This window comes from Acidovorax sp. ACV02, from assembly GCF_014851475.1.
GTDB lineage: Bacteria > Pseudomonadota > Gammaproteobacteria > Burkholderiales > Burkholderiaceae_C > Acidovorax > Acidovorax delafieldii.
This window is the reverse complement of record NZ_JACUZU010000003.1, coordinates 240,020-255,879: the sequence shown is the minus strand read 5'-3', so window position 1 is coordinate 255,879 and position 15,860 is coordinate 240,020. Positions and strand designations below refer to the sequence as shown.

General features: G+C 68.4%; 14 protein-coding genes. 5 read left to right on the top strand and 9 right to left on the bottom strand.

Annotation, left to right across the window (positions count from 1 at the left end; all coding sequences use genetic code 11):
• Nucleotides 1-33: 33 nt before the first annotated feature.
• From IB236_RS08485 to IB236_RS08475, 3 genes are read right to left on the bottom strand one after another with little or no spacing between them, the layout of a single operon-like run.
• Nucleotides 34-1,029: a GlxA family transcriptional regulator gene (locus IB236_RS08485; RefSeq protein WP_056748306.1), complete on the bottom strand. Its 996-nt coding sequence runs from the start codon at nucleotides 1,027-1,029 to the stop codon at nucleotides 34-36.
• 29 nt (nucleotides 1,030-1,058) lie between these two features.
• Nucleotides 1,059-1,673, bottom strand: a complete 615-nt coding sequence (locus tag IB236_RS08480) for a DJ-1/PfpI family protein (RefSeq protein ID WP_146869611.1) — start codon at nucleotides 1,671-1,673, stop codon at nucleotides 1,059-1,061.
• 59 nt (nucleotides 1,674-1,732) lie between these two features.
• A complete protein-coding gene (locus IB236_RS08475) occupies nucleotides 1,733-2,293 on the bottom strand; it encodes a cysteine hydrolase family protein (RefSeq protein WP_146869574.1) in 561 nt (186 codons plus the stop codon).
• Between the two features lie 324 nt (nucleotides 2,294-2,617).
• Between IB236_RS08475 and IB236_RS08470 the strand changes: the two genes are divergently transcribed.
• On the top strand, nucleotides 2,618-3,739 hold the full coding sequence (locus tag IB236_RS08470; protein WP_192420082.1) for a PHB depolymerase family esterase: 1,122 nt from the start codon (nucleotides 2,618-2,620) through the stop codon (nucleotides 3,737-3,739).
• Between the two features lie 107 nt (nucleotides 3,740-3,846).
• On the opposite strand, the gene IB236_RS08465 is transcribed toward IB236_RS08470, so the two are convergent.
• From IB236_RS08465 to IB236_RS08455, 3 genes are all read right to left on the bottom strand, one after another.
• Nucleotides 3,847-4,947, bottom strand: a complete 1,101-nt coding sequence (locus IB236_RS08465) for an AI-2E family transporter (protein ID WP_056066692.1) — start codon at nucleotides 4,945-4,947, stop codon at nucleotides 3,847-3,849.
• Nucleotides 4,948-4,981: 34 nt separating this feature from the next.
• Entirely contained in the window at nucleotides 4,982-6,031 is a 1,050-nt protein-coding gene (gene purM / locus IB236_RS08460) for a phosphoribosylformylglycinamidine cyclo-ligase (RefSeq protein ID WP_056066695.1), read from the bottom strand.
• Nucleotides 6,032-6,380: 349 nt separating this feature from the next.
• Nucleotides 6,381-7,598, bottom strand: coding sequence for an MFS transporter (locus IB236_RS08455; RefSeq protein ID WP_192420079.1), 1,218 nt, complete (start codon nucleotides 7,596-7,598; stop codon nucleotides 6,381-6,383).
• A 268-nt stretch (nucleotides 7,599-7,866) separates the two neighbouring features.
• Here IB236_RS08455 and hda point away from each other — a divergent pair, with 268 nt between their 5' ends.
• The 4 genes from hda (at nucleotide 7,867) to folK (ending at nucleotide 11,600) form a co-directional block, all read left to right on the top strand.
• Entirely contained in the window at nucleotides 7,867-8,565 is a 699-nt protein-coding gene (gene hda / locus IB236_RS08450; protein WP_056748298.1) for a DnaA regulatory inactivator Hda, read from the top strand.
• Nucleotides 8,566-8,744: 179 nt separating this feature from the next.
• Nucleotides 8,745-9,449 carry an HAD family phosphatase gene (locus tag IB236_RS08445; RefSeq protein WP_225581034.1) on the top strand — a complete coding sequence of 235 codons (705 nt, stop codon included), beginning with the start codon at nucleotides 8,745-8,747 and terminating at the stop codon, nucleotides 9,447-9,449.
• 37 nt (nucleotides 9,450-9,486) lie between these two features.
• The gene (pcnB, locus tag IB236_RS08440; RefSeq protein ID WP_056066705.1) at nucleotides 9,487-11,076 is read left to right on the top strand and encodes a polynucleotide adenylyltransferase PcnB; all 1,590 of its coding nucleotides are present in this window, start codon (nucleotides 9,487-9,489) and stop codon (nucleotides 11,074-11,076) included.
• Nucleotides 11,073-11,600 (top strand): 2-amino-4-hydroxy-6-hydroxymethyldihydropteridine diphosphokinase, encoded by a 528-nt coding sequence (gene folK, locus IB236_RS08435; RefSeq protein ID WP_370539900.1) that lies wholly within the window; start codon nucleotides 11,073-11,075, stop codon nucleotides 11,598-11,600. The genes pcnB and folK overlap by 4 nt, the downstream gene beginning before the upstream one ends.
• Nucleotides 11,601-11,878: 278 nt before the next feature.
• Here folK and IB236_RS08430 read toward each other — a convergent pair whose 3' ends face one another.
• From IB236_RS08430 to IB236_RS08420, 3 genes are all read right to left on the bottom strand, one after another.
• Nucleotides 11,879-12,862: a tripartite tricarboxylate transporter substrate binding protein gene (locus IB236_RS08430; protein ID WP_056748292.1), complete on the bottom strand. Its 984-nt coding sequence runs from the start codon at nucleotides 12,860-12,862 to the stop codon at nucleotides 11,879-11,881.
• Between the two features lie 72 nt (nucleotides 12,863-12,934).
• The gene (locus tag IB236_RS08425) at nucleotides 12,935-13,621 is read right to left on the bottom strand and encodes a response regulator transcription factor (protein ID WP_192420075.1); all 687 of its coding nucleotides are present in this window, start codon (nucleotides 13,619-13,621) and stop codon (nucleotides 12,935-12,937) included.
• Nucleotides 13,618-15,822 carry an ATP-binding protein gene (locus IB236_RS08420; RefSeq protein WP_225581033.1) on the bottom strand — a complete coding sequence of 735 codons (2,205 nt, stop codon included), beginning with the start codon at nucleotides 15,820-15,822 and terminating at the stop codon, nucleotides 13,618-13,620. Before IB236_RS08420 ends, IB236_RS08425 begins: the two co-directional genes overlap by 4 nt.
• Nucleotides 15,823-15,860 lie beyond the last annotated feature (38 nt).

Here is a 15,860-nt window from a genome sequence, read left to right as displayed (position 1 = left end):
GTGCATCGCGCGGCATCACACCGGACGGGCCCCTCAGTGGCTGCGCGCACTGCCCTGTGATGGCGTGCCGCCGCGCCCGAACTGGTGCCAGGCCCGGCGCAGCTGCGTGTCGGAGCTGAACCCCGCCATCAGCGCGGCCTGCGTCACGTTCTGGCCGGACCGCAGCGCGGCCTCGGCCGTGGCCAGGCGGATGCGGCGCAGGTATTGCAGCGGGGCGATGCCCGCATGTTCCAGAAACAGCCGCGTCAGATGCCGGGGTGAGGTGTGCGCCACCTCGGCCATTTGCGGCACGCTCCAGTCGGCCTGGGGCTGTTGGCCCACGGCGTCCTGCACGCGGTGCAGGGCCGGGTGCAGGTGGTTGCGGTGGTGCAGAAAGGGCGAGAACTCCGGGTCGTTGGGCCCCCGGCGCAGGGCCACCACCATGGCCTGTGCCACCTGCGCGGCCAGCGCGGGGCCGCAGGTGTCGGAGATGCGGTGCAGCAGCAGGTCGATGCCCGTTGTCACGCCCGCGCTGCTGTACACGGCGCCGTCGGCCACAAACACGCGGTTGGCCACCACGTCGCAGCGCGGGTCCACGGCGGCCAGCTCGTCCAGATGCTGGTGGTGGGTGGTGGCGCGGCGCCCCGTCAGCAGGCCGGCATGGGCGGCCAGCACCGAGCCCGCGCACACGGTGATCAGCTCCAGCTGCCCCGCCACGGGCCGCAGCCCGCGCAGCCAGTGCAGCAGCGCGCGGGCCTCGTCACCATCCACCGCGATGTGTTGCCCGGCCAGACCCACCAGCACCACCCAGGCGGGGCTGGGCAGGGTGGCAGGCAGCGGCTCCAGCTGGGTCAGCACGGCACCTACCGACGAGACAGACTCGGGCGTGGGGCTCACAAAGTGCTGCACAAATCGCTCGGGCTGGCCTTGCTTGGCCAGGGTCTGATTGGCGATGCGCAGCGCTTCGGCCGGGCCCGCCCAGTCCAGCACCAGGCTGCCCGGCAGCAGGGCGAAATAGACGTGGATGGGGGACGAGGCCGGGTTCTGCATCGATGGCTTTGGGTCAGGCTAAAAGCGTGTCATGGCTGGGGGTTCCAGGGCGTGTCCATCTGGCGGGCCGTGCGCTCGGACAGCGCCGCGCCCAGCAGCCGGGTGACCAGGTGCAGGCTCATGTCGATGCCGGCGCTGATGCCGGCCGAGGTCACCAGCGCGCCCCGGTCCACCCAGCGCACATTCTCCCGCACGTCGAGCGCGGGGTACTGCGTGCGCAGGTCGGCGGTGTCCTCCCAGTGGGTGGTGGCCGGGCCTTCCGTCAGCACACCGGCTGCGGCCAGAATGAAGGCCCCTGTGCACACCGAGGCCGTGATCTGCGCACGGCCTGCCGCCTGGGCGACCCAGGCGCGGGTGGCAGGGCAGGCCGCAGCGGCATCGACCACGCCGCCGGGCACGATCAGCACATCGGGTGCGGTGGCGCTGGCAAAGTCCGCATCGGGCAACACGCGCAAACCCGCCCGGGCGCGCACCGGGTCCAGGCTGCGGGCCACGCACTGCACCACAAACGGTGCAGGCGCGCCGGGATGTTGCCGCTGGTGCATGCGGCTGGCGGTGGTGAAGACCTCATAGGGCCCGCCCAGGTCCAGGGCCTCCACGTCGTCGAACACCAGGATGGCGACCTGCAATGGCTGGGCGCTCACTGTTGTACCTTCGGCTTCGCCTGCGGTGCGAGCTTGCTTGGGGCGGCCCGGCGCGGCGCTCATGCGGCCGCCCGGTCCAGCGCCTGTTGCACGGTGCACAAGGTCGCAAATCGGCCTTGCAGCACGGTGGCGGTGCGGGTCTTGATGTCGGCCGCCGCCAGCACCTGGCCGTCGGGCTGGACCATGTCCCAGGTCAGCGTGGCATCGGTCACGTAGTCCACGTCCCAGCCCAGGTCGGATGCGTGGCGGGTGGTGGTTTCGCAGCACTGTTCGGTGCGGATGCCGCTCACGATCAGGCGCTGGATGCCATGGCGTGTCAGCCACACATCGAGGCCCGTGCCCACCAGCGCGCTGTGGCGCGACTTGGTGAAGGTGGCTGCTGCGTCGAAGGTGGCCAAGCCTTTCAGCGGCCGCACCTGGCCCGAGGCCCGCGAAAACGGGTTCTCGGCGACTTCGGGGCCGTCGCTGTGGAACACGCGCACCACCGGGATACCCTGGGCGACACACCCGTCGATCAGCGCGTTCTGCGCTCGCAGGTAGGCAGGCAGGTCGTGTTCGGTGAAAAAGGGGCGGTGGCGGAACGATTCCTGGACATCAATCACTATCAGACAGGTTTTCATGGTGTGCTCACAGAGGCAGTGGTTTGGATGTGCTTATGTTCACTGCACGACGGCCGACGGTCCGCACTGACGGAGACAGGATTCGATCAATTTCAGCCATCATTCTGTGGCGAATGACAGGCCTGGCTGGCGCCCCAGGCCATTTCAGGTGCTGCGCTGGCCCTGTGAAGCGGGTTTTGGAGCCATATCAGCGTTATGCGCCGGTACATATTGCCTTTCAAGCTATCAAAGACATAGCACTATCCGAGCGATGCGGGAAGCTGTTAAGGTGGCTAGGGTTTTCCCTGATTCTTGAACATCGACCGCCAGACCCCCTGCCCGCCTATGCCCCGCCGCTCCCGCCTGTTCTCGCTGTCGTCCCTGACGCGGGCCTACCAGCGCAATCTCAAGGCCTTCGCGCGGGCTGCGCGGGCCAGCACCCGGCCGGTGCGGGCCAAGGCAGCATCGAAACTGCGGACAGCGCCGCGCAAGGCGGCGGTTGCCAAGATGCCCTCCACGGCCCGCACACCGCGCCCCGCAGGCAAGCCGGTGCCGTCGCGGGGCGAGTGGATGTCTGGCGTGGCCCCCGGCCCGGCGGGGGCGCGGCGGTTTCATGCCTATGTGCCTGCCGGGCTGGCCCTGCGCCCGGGCGAAAAGCTGCCGCTGCTGGTCATGCTGCACGGCTGCGGCCAGACGGGGCGGGACATTGCCGCCGTGTCGCGCATGAACCGGCTGGCGGCGCGCCATCGGTTTGTGGTGCTGTACCCCGAGCAGGAGCGCATGGCCAACGCCCACGGCTGCTGGAACTGGTTTGAACGCCGCAATGGCCGGGCCGAGGCCGAAGCCGCCACGCTGCTGGCCGCCGTGGACAAGGTGGCGCGCCGCCTGCCGGTGGACCTGGCGCGGGTGGCGGTGGCCGGGTTGTCGGCAGGCGCCAGCATGGCGGTGCTGATGGCGGCGCTTTACCCCCACCGGTTCTGCGCGGTGGCCATGCATTCCGGTGTGGCGCCCGGCACGGCCGAATCCGCCGCCACGGCCCTGGCTGCCATGCATGGCCGTCGCGAGGCCCATCTGCCGGACCCTCCTGCGGTTGCCGCTGCGGTCACACCGACAGACGCTACCGTGCTGCCCGTCAGCGCCGCTGCGGCCTTGCCCCCGCTGCTGATCGTGCATGGCGATGCCGATGGTGTGGTGTCGGTGCGCAACGCGGCGGCGACCGCCTTGTTGTGGGCCGGTGCGTTGGGGGCGCGGGCGGGTGCCATCCGCACCTTGCAGAGGGGCCAGCGATACCCCATGCGGGTGACCGAATTCAAGGCCCGGGGCCGTACCGTGGTGGCGCTGCGTGAGGTGGTCGGGCTGGCCCATGCCTGGAGCGGCGGCGCCGCGCAGTTGCCCTACAGCGACCCGGCCGGGCCCGATGCGTCGGCGCTCATCTGGGCCTTTGTGGCCCGTCAATTCGCAAAATGATCGAGAAAATGGCCGCAAGCGTTAGTGCTGATTGTGCTTGCTGCTATCAAAAAGTGACTATCCGTGCGGGTGGCTCCGGGGGGGCGCAGGCCACTGCCCGGCTGCGGTCACACCAGCCGAGCGGCCACCAGTTCCTTCTTGAGGTAGGCGTAGAACAGCGGCGCCGCCACCAGCCCCGCAGGGCCAAACACGGCCTCGGCCACGAACATCACGCTCAGAAGCTCCCACACGCCCATCTGGGTGCGGCGGCCCACCACCTTGGCGTTGATCACATATTCGGCCTTGTGGATCAGGATCAAAAACCCCAGGCAGGCGGCGGCCGCCAGCGGCGACACCGACAGCCCCACGATGGTGATCACCACGTTGCACACCAGGTTGCCCACGATGGGCACCAGCCCGGCCACGAAGGTGAAGGTGATCAGCACCGGCGTGTAAGGCAGCTGCAGCCCCCACACGGGCAGCACGAACAGCAGGAACAGGGCGGTGAGCAGGGTGTTGAACGCCGCGATCCAGAACTGCGCCGCCACGATCTGGCGGAACGCCTCGCCAAACAGCGTGATGCGCAGCTTGAGCTGCTGGGCCAGCGGGCCACGCGCCAGCACCGGCGGGCGCACGGCGGCGAGCGCGCCGATGAGCAGGCCCACATAGGCAAACAGCACACCGGCGAGCCAGGCCCGCCCCGCCATGGCCAGCGCACCGGCCTTGGCGCCCAGATAGCTGGCAATGATGCGCTGGATGTCGGCCACGCCCTCGGGCAGGTGGGAGGCCATGTCGGCGGGCAGCTTCAGGCGCAGCTCCAGCACCGTGCGGGCCATGTAGGTGAGCAGTTCCTGGTACTGCTGCGGTGCGCTGACCAGGTAGCCACGCGAATGGGTCAGGCCCAGCGCCAGCAGCGCCAGGGGCAGCAGCATCACCAGACCAGCGGCCGTGACCTGGGCCACGCGCAGGCTGGTGGGGGATGGGGCGGCTTGGCGCTGGATCCGGCCCAGCCCCGCTGCAAACCAGCCTGTGAGCGCCCGGGTGAGCAAAAAGCCCAGGCACACACACAGCAGGCCGGGCAGCAGGCCACGCCACATCACCAGCAGCAGCGCAGCGGCCACCAGCAGATAGCTGGCCACCACGATACCCTGGTTCAGGGCGCGCGGCGGCAGGGTGGTGGGCGTGGGCTCAGGTTGCGCTGAGGGGGGTGGAGCGGGGCGCTGCGCCATGCGCGGTGAGGGGGGCGGTGTTGCTGGCCGGGTATCAGGCCACCACCACGGCGGCGCCTTCGCCACGCGCTGCGATCGTGCCAATCGCGTAGACCTGTTCACCGGCAGCTCGCAGCGTGGCGGCCGTGGCTTCGGCGTTGGCCGCATCCACCACCACCACCATGCCGATGCCGTTGTTGAAGGTGCGGTTCATCTCGATGTCGTCGATGCCCGCCGTCTTCTGCAGCCAGGCGAACAGCTCGGTCTGGGGCCAGCTGCCCTTCTTCAGGTGCGCGGCGGTGCCGTCGGGCAGCACGCGGGGGATGTTCTCCAGCAAACCACCGCCGGTGATGTGGGCCAGGGCCTTGATGGGGTGAGCGGCCAGCGCGGCCAGCACGTTCTTCACGTACAGGCGGGTGGGCTCCATGATGGCCTGCTTGAAGGGCTTGCCGTCCAGCGTGGCGGGCACGGTGCCCTGGCTTTCAGCGCGGTCAATGCACTTGCGCACCAGGGAAAAGCCGTTGGAGTGCACGCCGTGGCTGGCCAGGCCCAGCACCACGTCGCCAGGGGCCACGTCCTTGCCGGTCAGGATCTTGGACTTTTCGACCGCGCCCACGGCAAAGCCGGCCAGGTCGTATTCGCCCGCAGGGTACATGCCGGGCATTTCGGCCGTTTCGCCGCCGATCAGCGCACAACCGGAGAGTTCGCAGCCCTTGGCGATGCCGCCGACCACGGCCGCAGCCGTGTCCACGTCGAGCTTGCCGCAGGCAAAGTAGTCCAGGAAGAACAGGGGCTCGGCGCCCTGCACCAGCACGTCGTTCACGCTCATGGCCACCAGGTCGATGCCCACGGTGTCGTGCATGTTCCATTCAAACGCCAGCTTGAGCTTGGTGCCCACGCCATCGGTGCCAGAGACCAGCACGGGCTCCTTGTAGCGCTTGGGCACTTCAAACAGCGCGCCAAAGCCGCCGATGCCCGCCAGCACGCCTTCGCGCATGGTCTTCTTGGCCAGCGGCTTGATGCGCTCGACCAGGGCGTCGCCCGCGTCGATGTCAACGCCGGCGTCTTTGTAGGAGATGGGGGTGGAGGGGGCAGAAGAGCTCATGGATGGTGTGGTGCTGGTAGGCCCGCCGGGCGGGCTGGAATCCGGGGATTTTAAGGGGCACGCCTCGGCGCCCCGGCGCAGAGCCTGTTCAAGGTCTTTTTGGTGATCGCATTGGAGTGCAATCGGGAGGAGTGGATGCGTCGGATGCGCCGCATGGGCTCATGCCCATGCAAGCAGCCGGGGCGTTCAATCGCCCGATTTCACTCCAACCCTTCGGGCAAGTGCCTTGCCGGGCGGTCTGCGGCGTTGCGGCGCTTGCCAATAGCATGGGCTATTGGCTGCACACCGCGCCTTGCATCCCATCCCGGCAAGGGACTTGTGCGACTCCAAAAAGACCTTGAACAGGCTCTTACCCCTGTGTGGCAGGGGGCTTTGGGGTGCGGCCATGCCGGGCAGATTGCACCAGTACACCGGCCAGAGCCAGCGTGGCAAACAGGATTCCGGCACCAAACGTGGCACTGGCGCCCAGCTGGTCCCACAGCAGGCCTGCCAGCCCGCTGGCCACCAGCAGTGCCACGCCGCTGACCAGGTTGAACATGCCAAACGCCGTGCCCCGCAGGTCGGCCGGTGCGGTGTCGGCCACCATGGTGGCCAGCAGCCCCTGCGTCATGGCCATGTGCAGGCCCCACAGCGCAATCCCCAGCCAGGCGGCGGCGCCCCGGTCGCTGAGGACCAGCAGCGCATCGGCAGCGATCAGCGCTACTAGCCCCCAGGCCAGCAGCGTGGTGTGGCGGGTGCTGTCTGCCAGTTTGCCCAGCGGGTAGGCGCCCAGTGCAAACACCACGTTCATCAGCACCAGCACCAGGGGCGTCCAGGCCAGCGGCAGGCCTCCCTGTTGCACGCGCAGCACCAGAAACGCCTCGCTGAAGCGCGCCAGCGTGAACACGGCGCCCAGCGCCACCACCCACCAGTAGGCGCCGCCCAGGCGACGCAGGTTCTCGCGGCGGATGGGGTTGGTGCGCACGGCGCTGGCGGCGCGCTCGGGCTCGCGCACGCCCACCAGGAGCAGTGCCACGCACAGGGCGGCTGGAATCACGGCCACCCAGAACACGGCACGGAAGTCATTGGCCCATAGCAGCATCAGCCCCATGGCCAGCAGTGGGCCCAAAAAGGCGCCCACGGTGTCCAGGGACTGCCGCAGCCCGAAGGCCGCGCCCCGCATGCCGGGCGGCGCAAGGTCGGCCACCAGCGCGTCGCGCGGCGCGCCGCGTATGCCCTTGCCCACCCGGTCGAGCAGGCGCGCCGTGACCACCAGGCCCACGGTGGGAGCGATGGCAAACAGGGGTTTGGACAGTGCACCGAGCCCATAGCCCAGCACCGCCAGCGGCTTGCGCCGCCCCCACCAGTCGCTCAACACCCCCGAAAACACCTTGAGCATCAAAGCCGTGGCCTCGGCGGCCCCTTCAATGAGGCCCACCGTGAGCATGCTCACGCCCAGCGTGGTGACCAGGAACACCGGCAGCAGGCTGTGGATCATCTCGGACGACACGTCCATCAGCAGGCTGACGAAGCCCAGCGCCCAGATGCTGGCGGGCAGGCGCTTTGCAGGGGAGGTGGGAGGTGTCATGGTGCAAGGCAGGGGACGGTGGTGCCGGGCGGCGGCCCAGGGGGCTGGCAGCAGACTAAAATCGCGGCCATTGTCGCCCAGCCCCTGCGAGGGAGCCGGTCGGTGACCACGCGCCGTATGCCACTTTGTCGCCGCGCCTGGCCGCAGTCATCGACGGCCCGGTGCCTTCCCACCCACTTGTGATGCCGCTGCTGACCCTCTTCCTGACCGCCGCTTCCGCACCTTCCGCCACGGTTCAGCCTGTACTGTGCGGGCGCCGCGCATGACGATGAAGCAACTGGCGCTGGACATCGGCCTGGCCACCGGGCCCACCCTGGACCGTTTTTTTGCCGGGCCCAACGAGGCCGCGCTGCAGCACCTGCGCCTGGCCGCTGGGGCGGGCAGCAGTGAAGCCACCCGCTCTCCGGTGCCCACCTACCTCTGGGGCGAGCCGGGCAGCGGCAAGACCCATTTGCTCCAGGCCGTGCGCCAGGCCCTGCGCGAGCAGGGCTCCAGCGTGGGCTGGCTCGACCCCTCGGTGGGCGAGCCGCCGGATTTTGATGAACGCTGGGCCGCCGTGGTCATGGACGACGTGCACCTGTACAGCACCGCCCAGCAGGCCACGGCCTTCAACTGGTTCGTCAATGCCATCAGCCCCGCCAGCGGTAGCCAGCGCTGGGTGCTGGCGGCTGGCGATCTGCCCCCCGCCGACCTGCCGCTGCGCGACGACCTGCGCAGCCGTCTGGGCTGGGGCCATGTGTTCCAGCTGCAACTGCTGGGCGAGGCCGAGCGCCGCGCCGTGCTGCGCCAGGAGGCCGATGCGCGCGGCGTGTTCCTGGGCGACGAAGTCATGGACTACATGCTCAACCGCTTTTCGCGCGACCTGGGCAGCCTGATGCAGCTGCTGGACCAGCTCGACGCCTTTGCCTTGCGCACCCAGCGTGCCATCACGATTCCGCTGCTCAAGACAATGCTCGAGTCGGAATAAAAAATGAGGGACAACCCCCTGAGCGGCTGCGCCGCTTCCCCCTTCTCTCGCTGTGCTGCGCACCGCGGGAAGGAGGACGCCGCCAGCGCGGCGGGGCGGCCCTTGCGCGGCGGCCGCTGGGTTTGGGCAGCGACAGTTTTTGCAACCGCTCGCGCAGCGCAACTTATTGAATGATTGAAATGCAAAGAAGCCGCCTTCGCTTGGCGCTGTTTGACCTGGACCACACGCTGCTGCCGCTCGACTCTGACTACGAGTGGGGCGAGTTCACCATCCGCATCGGCTGGAACGACCCGGTGGAGTTCGCGCGCCGCAACGACGAGTTCTATGCCCACTACCAGGCGGGAACGCTCGATGTACACGACTACGTGCGTTTTGCGACCGAGGCCGTGCGCCTGCGCGGGCCCGAGGCCGCAGCGGCGGCGCACCAGCAGTTCATGCGCGAGGTCATCACCCCCGCCATCCAGCCCCAGGCGCTCGACCTGATCCGCCAGCATCAGGCAGCGGGCGACGAGGTGGTGATCGTCACTGCCACCAACGAGTTCGTGACCACCCCCATCGCCCAGGCGCTGGGGGTGCCGCAGCTGCTGGCCGTGCAGCTGGTGCGCGACGCCAGCGGCTGGTACACCGGCGAGATTGACGGTATCCCGACCATGCGCGAAGGCAAGGTGCGCCGCATGGAACAATGGCTGGCCGAGCGGCAGCTCAGCTGGGCCGACGTGGAGAGCACCTTCTACAGCGACTCCATGAACGACGTGCCCCTGCTGGAGAAGGTGAACCACCCGGTCGCCACCAACCCCGACCCGCGCCTGCGCGCCCTGGCCCAGGAGCGCGGCTGGCGCATACTGGACCTGTTTGCCGAGCCTGCCAGCCAGACGGCCTCCTGACCCCCTGCGCTCGCAGTCCCCTGATATCTCCCTACCCATGATCAAGAAGTTCATCGACAAACTGCTGGGCAAATCGACGCCCGGGACCTCGGGCGGCAAGCCCCATTTCGGCAAGCGCGAAGAGGTGCCCGCCAGCGTGCACGGCATCAACCCCGAGCTGGTGGACCGCCGCGCCGCCGAGGTGGTGCAGACGCTCAAGGACGCTGGCTTCGAGGCCTACATCGTGGGTGGCGCTGTGCGCGACCTGCTGCTGGGCCTGCGCCCCAAGGACTTCGACGTGGCCACCAACGCCACGCCCGAGCAGGTCAAGGGCCTGTTTCGCCGCGCCTTCATCATCGGCAAGCGCTTTCGCATCGTGCATGTGGTGCACGGCCGGGGCCGCGAGCACGAGGTGATCGAGGTCTCCACCTTCCGCGCCTACCTCGACAATGCCGCAGCGGGTCAGGTGGCTGGCAACGAAAAGACCAGCAAGGCGCAGCTGTCGGGCATGCAGCATGCCGTGGACGCCAGCGGCCGCGTGCTGCGCGACAACGTCTGGGGCCCGCAGGACGAAGACGCGACGCGCCGCGACTTCACCGTGAACGCCATGTACTACGACCCGGTCAGCCAGATCGTGGTCGACTACCACAAGGGTTTGCAGGACGCGAAGAAGAAGACGCTGCGCATGATTGGCGACCCCGCCACGCGCTACCGCGAAGACCCGGTGCGCATCATCCGCGCCGTGCGTTTTGCGGCCAAGCTCAGCCCGCTGGGCTTCAGCATCGATGCCAAGTCGGCCGCGCCGCTGGTGCAGTCGCAGGCCCTGCTGGCCGAGGTGCCTCAAAGCCGCATGTTTGACGAAATGCTCAAGCTGCTGCAGACCGGGCACGCCATCGCCACCATCGAGCAGCTGCGCAAGCTGGGCATGTCCAAGGGCATCTACCCGCTGCTGGACGTGGCCGTGGAGCGCGCCGACACACCGTTTGTCAAAGCGGCCCTGGTGGACACCGACCGCCGCGTGAACGAAGGCAAGCCCGTGGCCCCCAGCTTCTTGCTGGCCTGCGTGCTGTGGGAAGACGTGCGCAATGGCTGGCAGGAGCGCCTGAACCAGCGCCAACACCCGCTGCCCGCGCTGCAAGAGGCCATCGACGAGGTGTTCGACAAACGCATTGGCGACGTGTCGGGCCGCGGCAAGCTGGCCGCCGACATGCGTGAGATCTGGGTGATGCAGCCGCGTTTTGAAAAGCGCGTGGGCAACACGCCGTTCGGCATGGTCATGCAGCCGCGCTTTCGCGCCGGGTTCGACTTCATGCGCCTGCGCGCCGATGTGGGCGAAGTCGAGGAAGCCCTGGCCGAGTGGTGGCAGGACTTCCAGGCGGCGGACGATGAGCGCCGCGACGACCTGATGGACCAGGCCAAGGAAGAGCAGAAGGCCCGCCAGAAAGCGCAGCCTGTGGTCAAGCGTGTGCCTCGCAGTGCACCTGCGGCGGCACCACGTGCCCCTGGCACCGTCCAAGACACTGACCATGCGGGCGGCGAGACCGAATGGGCCGCCGAAAGCGGCGCGCCCAAGAAGCGCCGCCGTCGTCGCCGCAAGCCCGGTGGTGGTGGCGGCGAAGGTGCAGCACCTGCTGCGGCTGGCGAGTGAGTTGGCCGGACGTGGGGGAGCAGGCTGAGCGGCCCTCTCGGGTCTATGTGGGCCTGGGGGCCAATCTGGGAGAGCGGCAAGCCGCCTTGCGCAATGCTTTGGCGGCCATGGGTCAATTGCCCGGCACGCGGGTCCTGCGCGTGTCGCCGCTCTATGGCAGCGCACCGGTCGATGCCGGTGGCCCGGACTACCTCAACGCCGTGGCCGAGCTGACAACGACTCTGGCACCTGATGCCCTGCTGGGTGCCCTGCAAGCCATCGAGCTATCTGCTGGCCGCGAGCGCCCCTACCGCAACGCGCCGCGCACGCTGGACCTCGACATTCTGTGGTTTGGTGACCAGGTGATCGACTCCCCCACACTCACCGTGCCCCACCCCCGCATGGCCGAGCGCGCGTTCGTGCTGCGCCCCCTGGCCGATCTGGTGCCTGGGCGGGTGGATGCGTCGGCGTTGCAGGCCGTAGCGACTCAGGACATCCACCAGCTGGAAGGCCCGGCTTGGGTGGGCACTTTGGTGGGTGAATAATTTGCTCCTAAATTGGGAGCTTTTTGCGCTTTATAGATAAGCGCCAGGGCCTGAAAAGGCTTAAAAATACTCCCGTCTGCATTGGCTTTGCGGGCGACAGATGAAACGGACGCGGTCCAACGCCAGTGCCGCCGTGGAACCGGCTCCGCCGGGCCTCGGGTGGCGTCTCTCTCGGAGGCTGGGAGGCCGCAGCCGCAAGCCTGCCCGCGCAGGCGTGGACGGCATCGAAGAGGTGCCGCCTCAGGCGGCAGCACCGAGCGGATTGCGTCTCAGACGCGTCAATCGACTTTTGCCCCGGACGCCTTCACCACCTGCTGGTACTTGGCACGCTCGCTGGCCATGAAGCTGTCGAACTGCTGCGGCGTGGTGGCCACGGGCTCCGCCAGCAATGCGGCAAAGCGGGTCTTCGTTTCGGGCGCGTTCAGTGCCGCCACAAAAGCCTTGTTCAGCTTGTCGATGATGGGCTTGGGCGTGGCGGCCGGCGCCACCAGGCCCCACCAGGTGTCGATGGAAAAACCCTTGAAAGTCGCGGACAGCGGTGGCACGCCTGGCAGCGAGGCCGAGGCGTCGAGCGAGGTCACGGCCAGCGCCTTGAGCTTGCCCGCGCGGATGTTGGGCGCTGCGGCGGCCAGATTGTCGATGTTGAAGTCCACCTCGCCCGCCAGCAGTGCCAGCTGGGCCGGGTTGGCGCCCCGGTAGGGGATGTGCAGCGCGTAGATGCCGGCGCGCTGCTTGAACATCTCGCCCGCCAGGTGGCCCGCGCTGCCGTTGCCGCCACTGCCGTAGTTGAGCTTGGCGGGGTTGGCCTTGGCGTAGGCGATGAGGTCGGTCACGGTGTGGATCTTGAGCTGCTCGGCCTTGGCGGCGTTCATGACCAGCACATTGGGCACGCGCACCATCTGCGTGATGCCGGCAAAGTCCTTGCCTGCGTCATAGGGCATGCGGGCATACAGCCAGGGGTTGACTGCGTGGGTGGCGGTGGCCGCGATGCCAATGGTCAGGCCATCGGGTGCTGCCTTGGCAATAGCGTCGGCGCCAATGTTGCCGCCCGCGCCGCCCTTGTTGTCGATGATGACGGTGCCCAGCGATTCGCGCACGCGCTCGGCCAGTGCGCGGGCCGTGACGTCGATGGGGCCGCCCGGGGCATACGGCACGATCAGGCGGATGGGCTGGCCGGCATCCTGAGCCCAGACGGCGGGGGACGAAAAAGCCGTTGCGGTGGCAGCGGCGGTGGCGAGGAGGATGAGGTTTCTGCGGTTCATGGGCGCCATTGTGCAAAAAAATCGTAAGAAAGCTTATGAAGCCCTGAGGGGGTGATGGTCAGGCGGGGACGTTCATGCCGTGCGAGGCGCGCTGAGCGCCACGCCCAGGTCTTCCACCAGCATGCCCAGTTCGTGCGACGAGCGGATGTCCAGCTTCAGGAAGATGGCGGACCGGTGCGTGTCCACGGTGCGCGGGTCGATGGGGCGCTCCGGGTCACGCTGCGCCAGCGCACGGGCCACTTCCTTGCTGCTGAGGCCCATGCCCAGCAGTTGGGCCACCTCTTGCTGGCGTGGGCTCAGGGCGTTCCAGCGCTCGCGCAGCTGGTGCTGCCGTTGTGTCTGCCGTGCCTGCGTTTGCGACAGCGTGGAGGCCTTTTCGACAGCGGCCAGCAAGGTGGCTTCGTTGCACGGTTTTTCGAGCCAATCCACCGCCCCTTGTTTGACGGCTGCCACGGCGGAGGACAGCTCACCGTGGGCCGATAGGAACACGGTCTTGAGCGCGCTGTGGCGCTGGCCGAGTTCGTGGAATACCTGCAGCCCGCTCAAGCCTTCCATGCGCAGGTCCAGCAGCACGCAGCCGGGGTGGTCCAGTGCAGCCTGCGCCAGAAAGGCCTCGCCGCTGTCGAAGGCCCGCACCGAGTACCCGCGTGCGAGCAGCAGTGCGGCCAGAGATTGGCGCACGCCTTCATCGTCGTCCACGATGTAGACCACGGTGGGGTCCGGCGAGTCAGCGGCGATGGGGGCAGTGTCGTAGGTCATGGCGCGGTGGCATTCTCGGTGGCGGGGGGGCATGGCAGGCGGATCTCGAAGACCGCGCCGCCGCCTTCTCGATTGCGGGCCTGTAATTGGCCCCCCATGCTTTCAATGATGGAGCGGCAAATGTTGAGACCCAGGCCGAGACCGTCGGAACGTGTGGTGAAGAAAGGCTCGAACAGGCGCTCGGCGATGCCGGGCGGCAGGCCTGGGCCCCGGTCCAGCACTTGCACCAGCGCTTGGCCATCGTCTGCGGCTATGCGCAGCCGCAATTCGTGCCCGCCGGGCGGGGGCTGGTGGGTCTGCATGGCCTGCAGGGCATTCAGGCCCAGGTTGATCACCACCTGCTCCAGCAGCACACGGTCTGCGTTCACCGGCAAAGGGGCTCCGGCTTGTTCCACACGCACAGGGATCCCCTGGCGGCGAGCCTCGGCGCGCAAGAGTAGCTCCAGCGACTGCTCCACGATGGCAGACAGATCACAAGGCTCGCGGCTTTCAGGGTGCTGGCGCACCCAGCGGCGGATGCGGCCCACGATGTCGGCGGCCCGCAGCGCCTGGGCCGACAGGGCCTCCAGGCTGTCGTGGAGGGGGCCGGTCTTGCCCTGGGCGGCCAGCGCCCGTGCGGCGGCCGCATAGTTGACCAGGGCGGCCAGCGGCTGGTTCAGCTCGTGGGCCAGGGTGGATGCCATCTCGCCGACAGTGATCACGCGCTGCACCCGCTGCAGCTGGGTCTCGCGCTGCTGCTGCTGCTCTTCGGCCCGCTTCTGCGCGGTGATGTTGACCACCGAGCTCATCCAGCCGATGTGCTGGCCGCTGCCGTCGATAAGGCGTGTGGTGTAGAACATCGTGTACACGTCCGACCCGTCACGGTGCCTCAGCCGGTTCTCCCGCCCCTGCGGAAACGCGTTGCCAGCCAGCACGGTGTCGCTGTCGTTCCAGTGGCGGTCCAGCTCGTCAGGGTGCCAGTACGGGTAGGGCGGCAGCTGGCCGATGAGTTCGTCGGCCCGGTAGCCCACCATATCGCACATGGCCGCGTTGACATAGACGATGCGCCCTTCGAGGTCGCGGGCGCGCATGCCCACCAGCAGCGAGTCCTCCATGGACTGGCGGAACGCCTGGGCCTGCTGCAGCGCGTGGGTACGCTCCTGCACGCGCTGCTCCAGTTCGATGCGGGCCAGCCGGTTTTCGGCGAGGCGCCGCTCGCGCAACTGCCAGTACAGCGCACCCAGCACCAGCAGGCCCGACGCCAGCGTGGCCAGCGCCCAGGCCTGTTGCCGCGCCAGGGCCACCACGCGGCTGTCGGCAGTGACGGTGAGGGTCCAGCCCAGGTCGGGCAGCTTCTCTTCGAACGCCAGGTAGCTTTTGCCGCCAGCGCCGTCAAGGCGCAGTTCAGTACCGGGCGGGTCGTCTTGGGGGTGCAGGGTCCAGGGCACGGCGCGCGGGGTCCATCCTGTGCCGTACTGTTCGTTGTGCTGCAGCTGCTGCACGAGTGGGGTGGGCAAGGGCTGGCTGGTGCGGTAGAGCCAGCCGGGCACGGAGCCGAGAAAGACGATGCCCCGCTCGTCCGTCACGAACACTGGATCGCGCAGCTGGGCCCATGGGTCCGAGATGGGTTCCATGCGCACCTTGACCGCCACCACGCCGATCACGCGGCCCGCATCGACCACGGGGGCTGAGACAAACAGGCCGGGTTCGCCCGTGGTCTTGCCCACGCCATAAAAGCGGCCCGTCTGGCCCGCCAGGGCATCGCGAAAGTACGGCCTGTTGCCGTAGTTCTGGTGCACAAAGCTGTTGGGGGTGTCCCAGTTGCTGGACGCGAGGGTGAGGCCCTGCGGGTCCATCACGTACAGCATGTCGGAGCCCGCATGCTGGTTCACCGCCTGCAGGTAGACATTGGCTGCGTCGCGTACGGCCTGCGATGAAGGCTCCTGCAATAACTGGCGCACCAGCGGGTGCTGCGCGGTGGTGAAGGGCAGGTAGTTGTAGCGCGTGGCCACGCCACGCAGCGCCAGGGCTTGCACCTCGCCCAGGCGGCGCAGGTTGTCCCACTGGGCGTCGCGTTCGCTCTGTTCTGCCCATTCGCCCGCGCCCCACACCAGCAGGGCCGCCAGGCACAGCAGCGTGGCAATGAAGCCTCCGCGCCGGACTTGATGCCAGCGGCGGGGCGCGCCCTGCGGGGCTGGCGGGGCGGGCGCTGCACGCACCATGGGTTGGGTCGTGGTCCAGGTGTCTTTATCGGCCTTGC

Coding starts and splice junctions, on each gene's coding strand:
- IB236_RS08475 (WP_146869574.1), bottom strand. CDS start 2,293: ATGAAAACCTGTCTGATAGTGATTGATGTCCAGGAATCGTTCCGCCAC.
- IB236_RS08485 (WP_056748306.1), bottom strand. CDS start 1,029: ATGCAGAACCCGGCCTCGTCCCCCATCCACGTCTATTTCGCCCTGCTG.
- pcnB (WP_056066705.1), top strand. CDS start 9,487: ATGATCAAGAAGTTCATCGACAAACTGCTGGGCAAATCGACGCCCGGG.
- IB236_RS08430 (WP_056748292.1), bottom strand. CDS start 12,862: ATGAACCGCAGAAACCTCATCCTCCTCGCCACCGCCGCTGCCACCGCA.
- IB236_RS08465 (WP_056066692.1), bottom strand. CDS start 4,947: ATGGCGCAGCGCCCCGCTCCACCCCCCTCAGCGCAACCTGAGCCCACG.
- IB236_RS08455 (WP_192420079.1), bottom strand. CDS start 7,598: ATGACACCTCCCACCTCCCCTGCAAAGCGCCTGCCCGCCAGCATCTGG.
- IB236_RS08445 (WP_225581034.1), top strand. CDS start 8,745: ATGCAAAGAAGCCGCCTTCGCTTGGCGCTGTTTGACCTGGACCACACG.
- IB236_RS08420 (WP_225581033.1), bottom strand. CDS start 15,822: ATGGTGCGTGCAGCGCCCGCCCCGCCAGCCCCGCAGGGCGCGCCCCGC.
- purM (WP_056066695.1), bottom strand. CDS start 6,031: ATGAGCTCTTCTGCCCCCTCCACCCCCATCTCCTACAAAGACGCCGGC.
- IB236_RS08425 (WP_192420075.1), bottom strand. CDS start 13,621: ATGACCTACGACACTGCCCCCATCGCCGCTGACTCGCCGGACCCCACC.
- IB236_RS08470 (WP_192420082.1), top strand. CDS start 2,618: ATGCCCCGCCGCTCCCGCCTGTTCTCGCTGTCGTCCCTGACGCGGGCC.
- hda (WP_056748298.1), top strand. CDS start 7,867: ATGAAGCAACTGGCGCTGGACATCGGCCTGGCCACCGGGCCCACCCTG.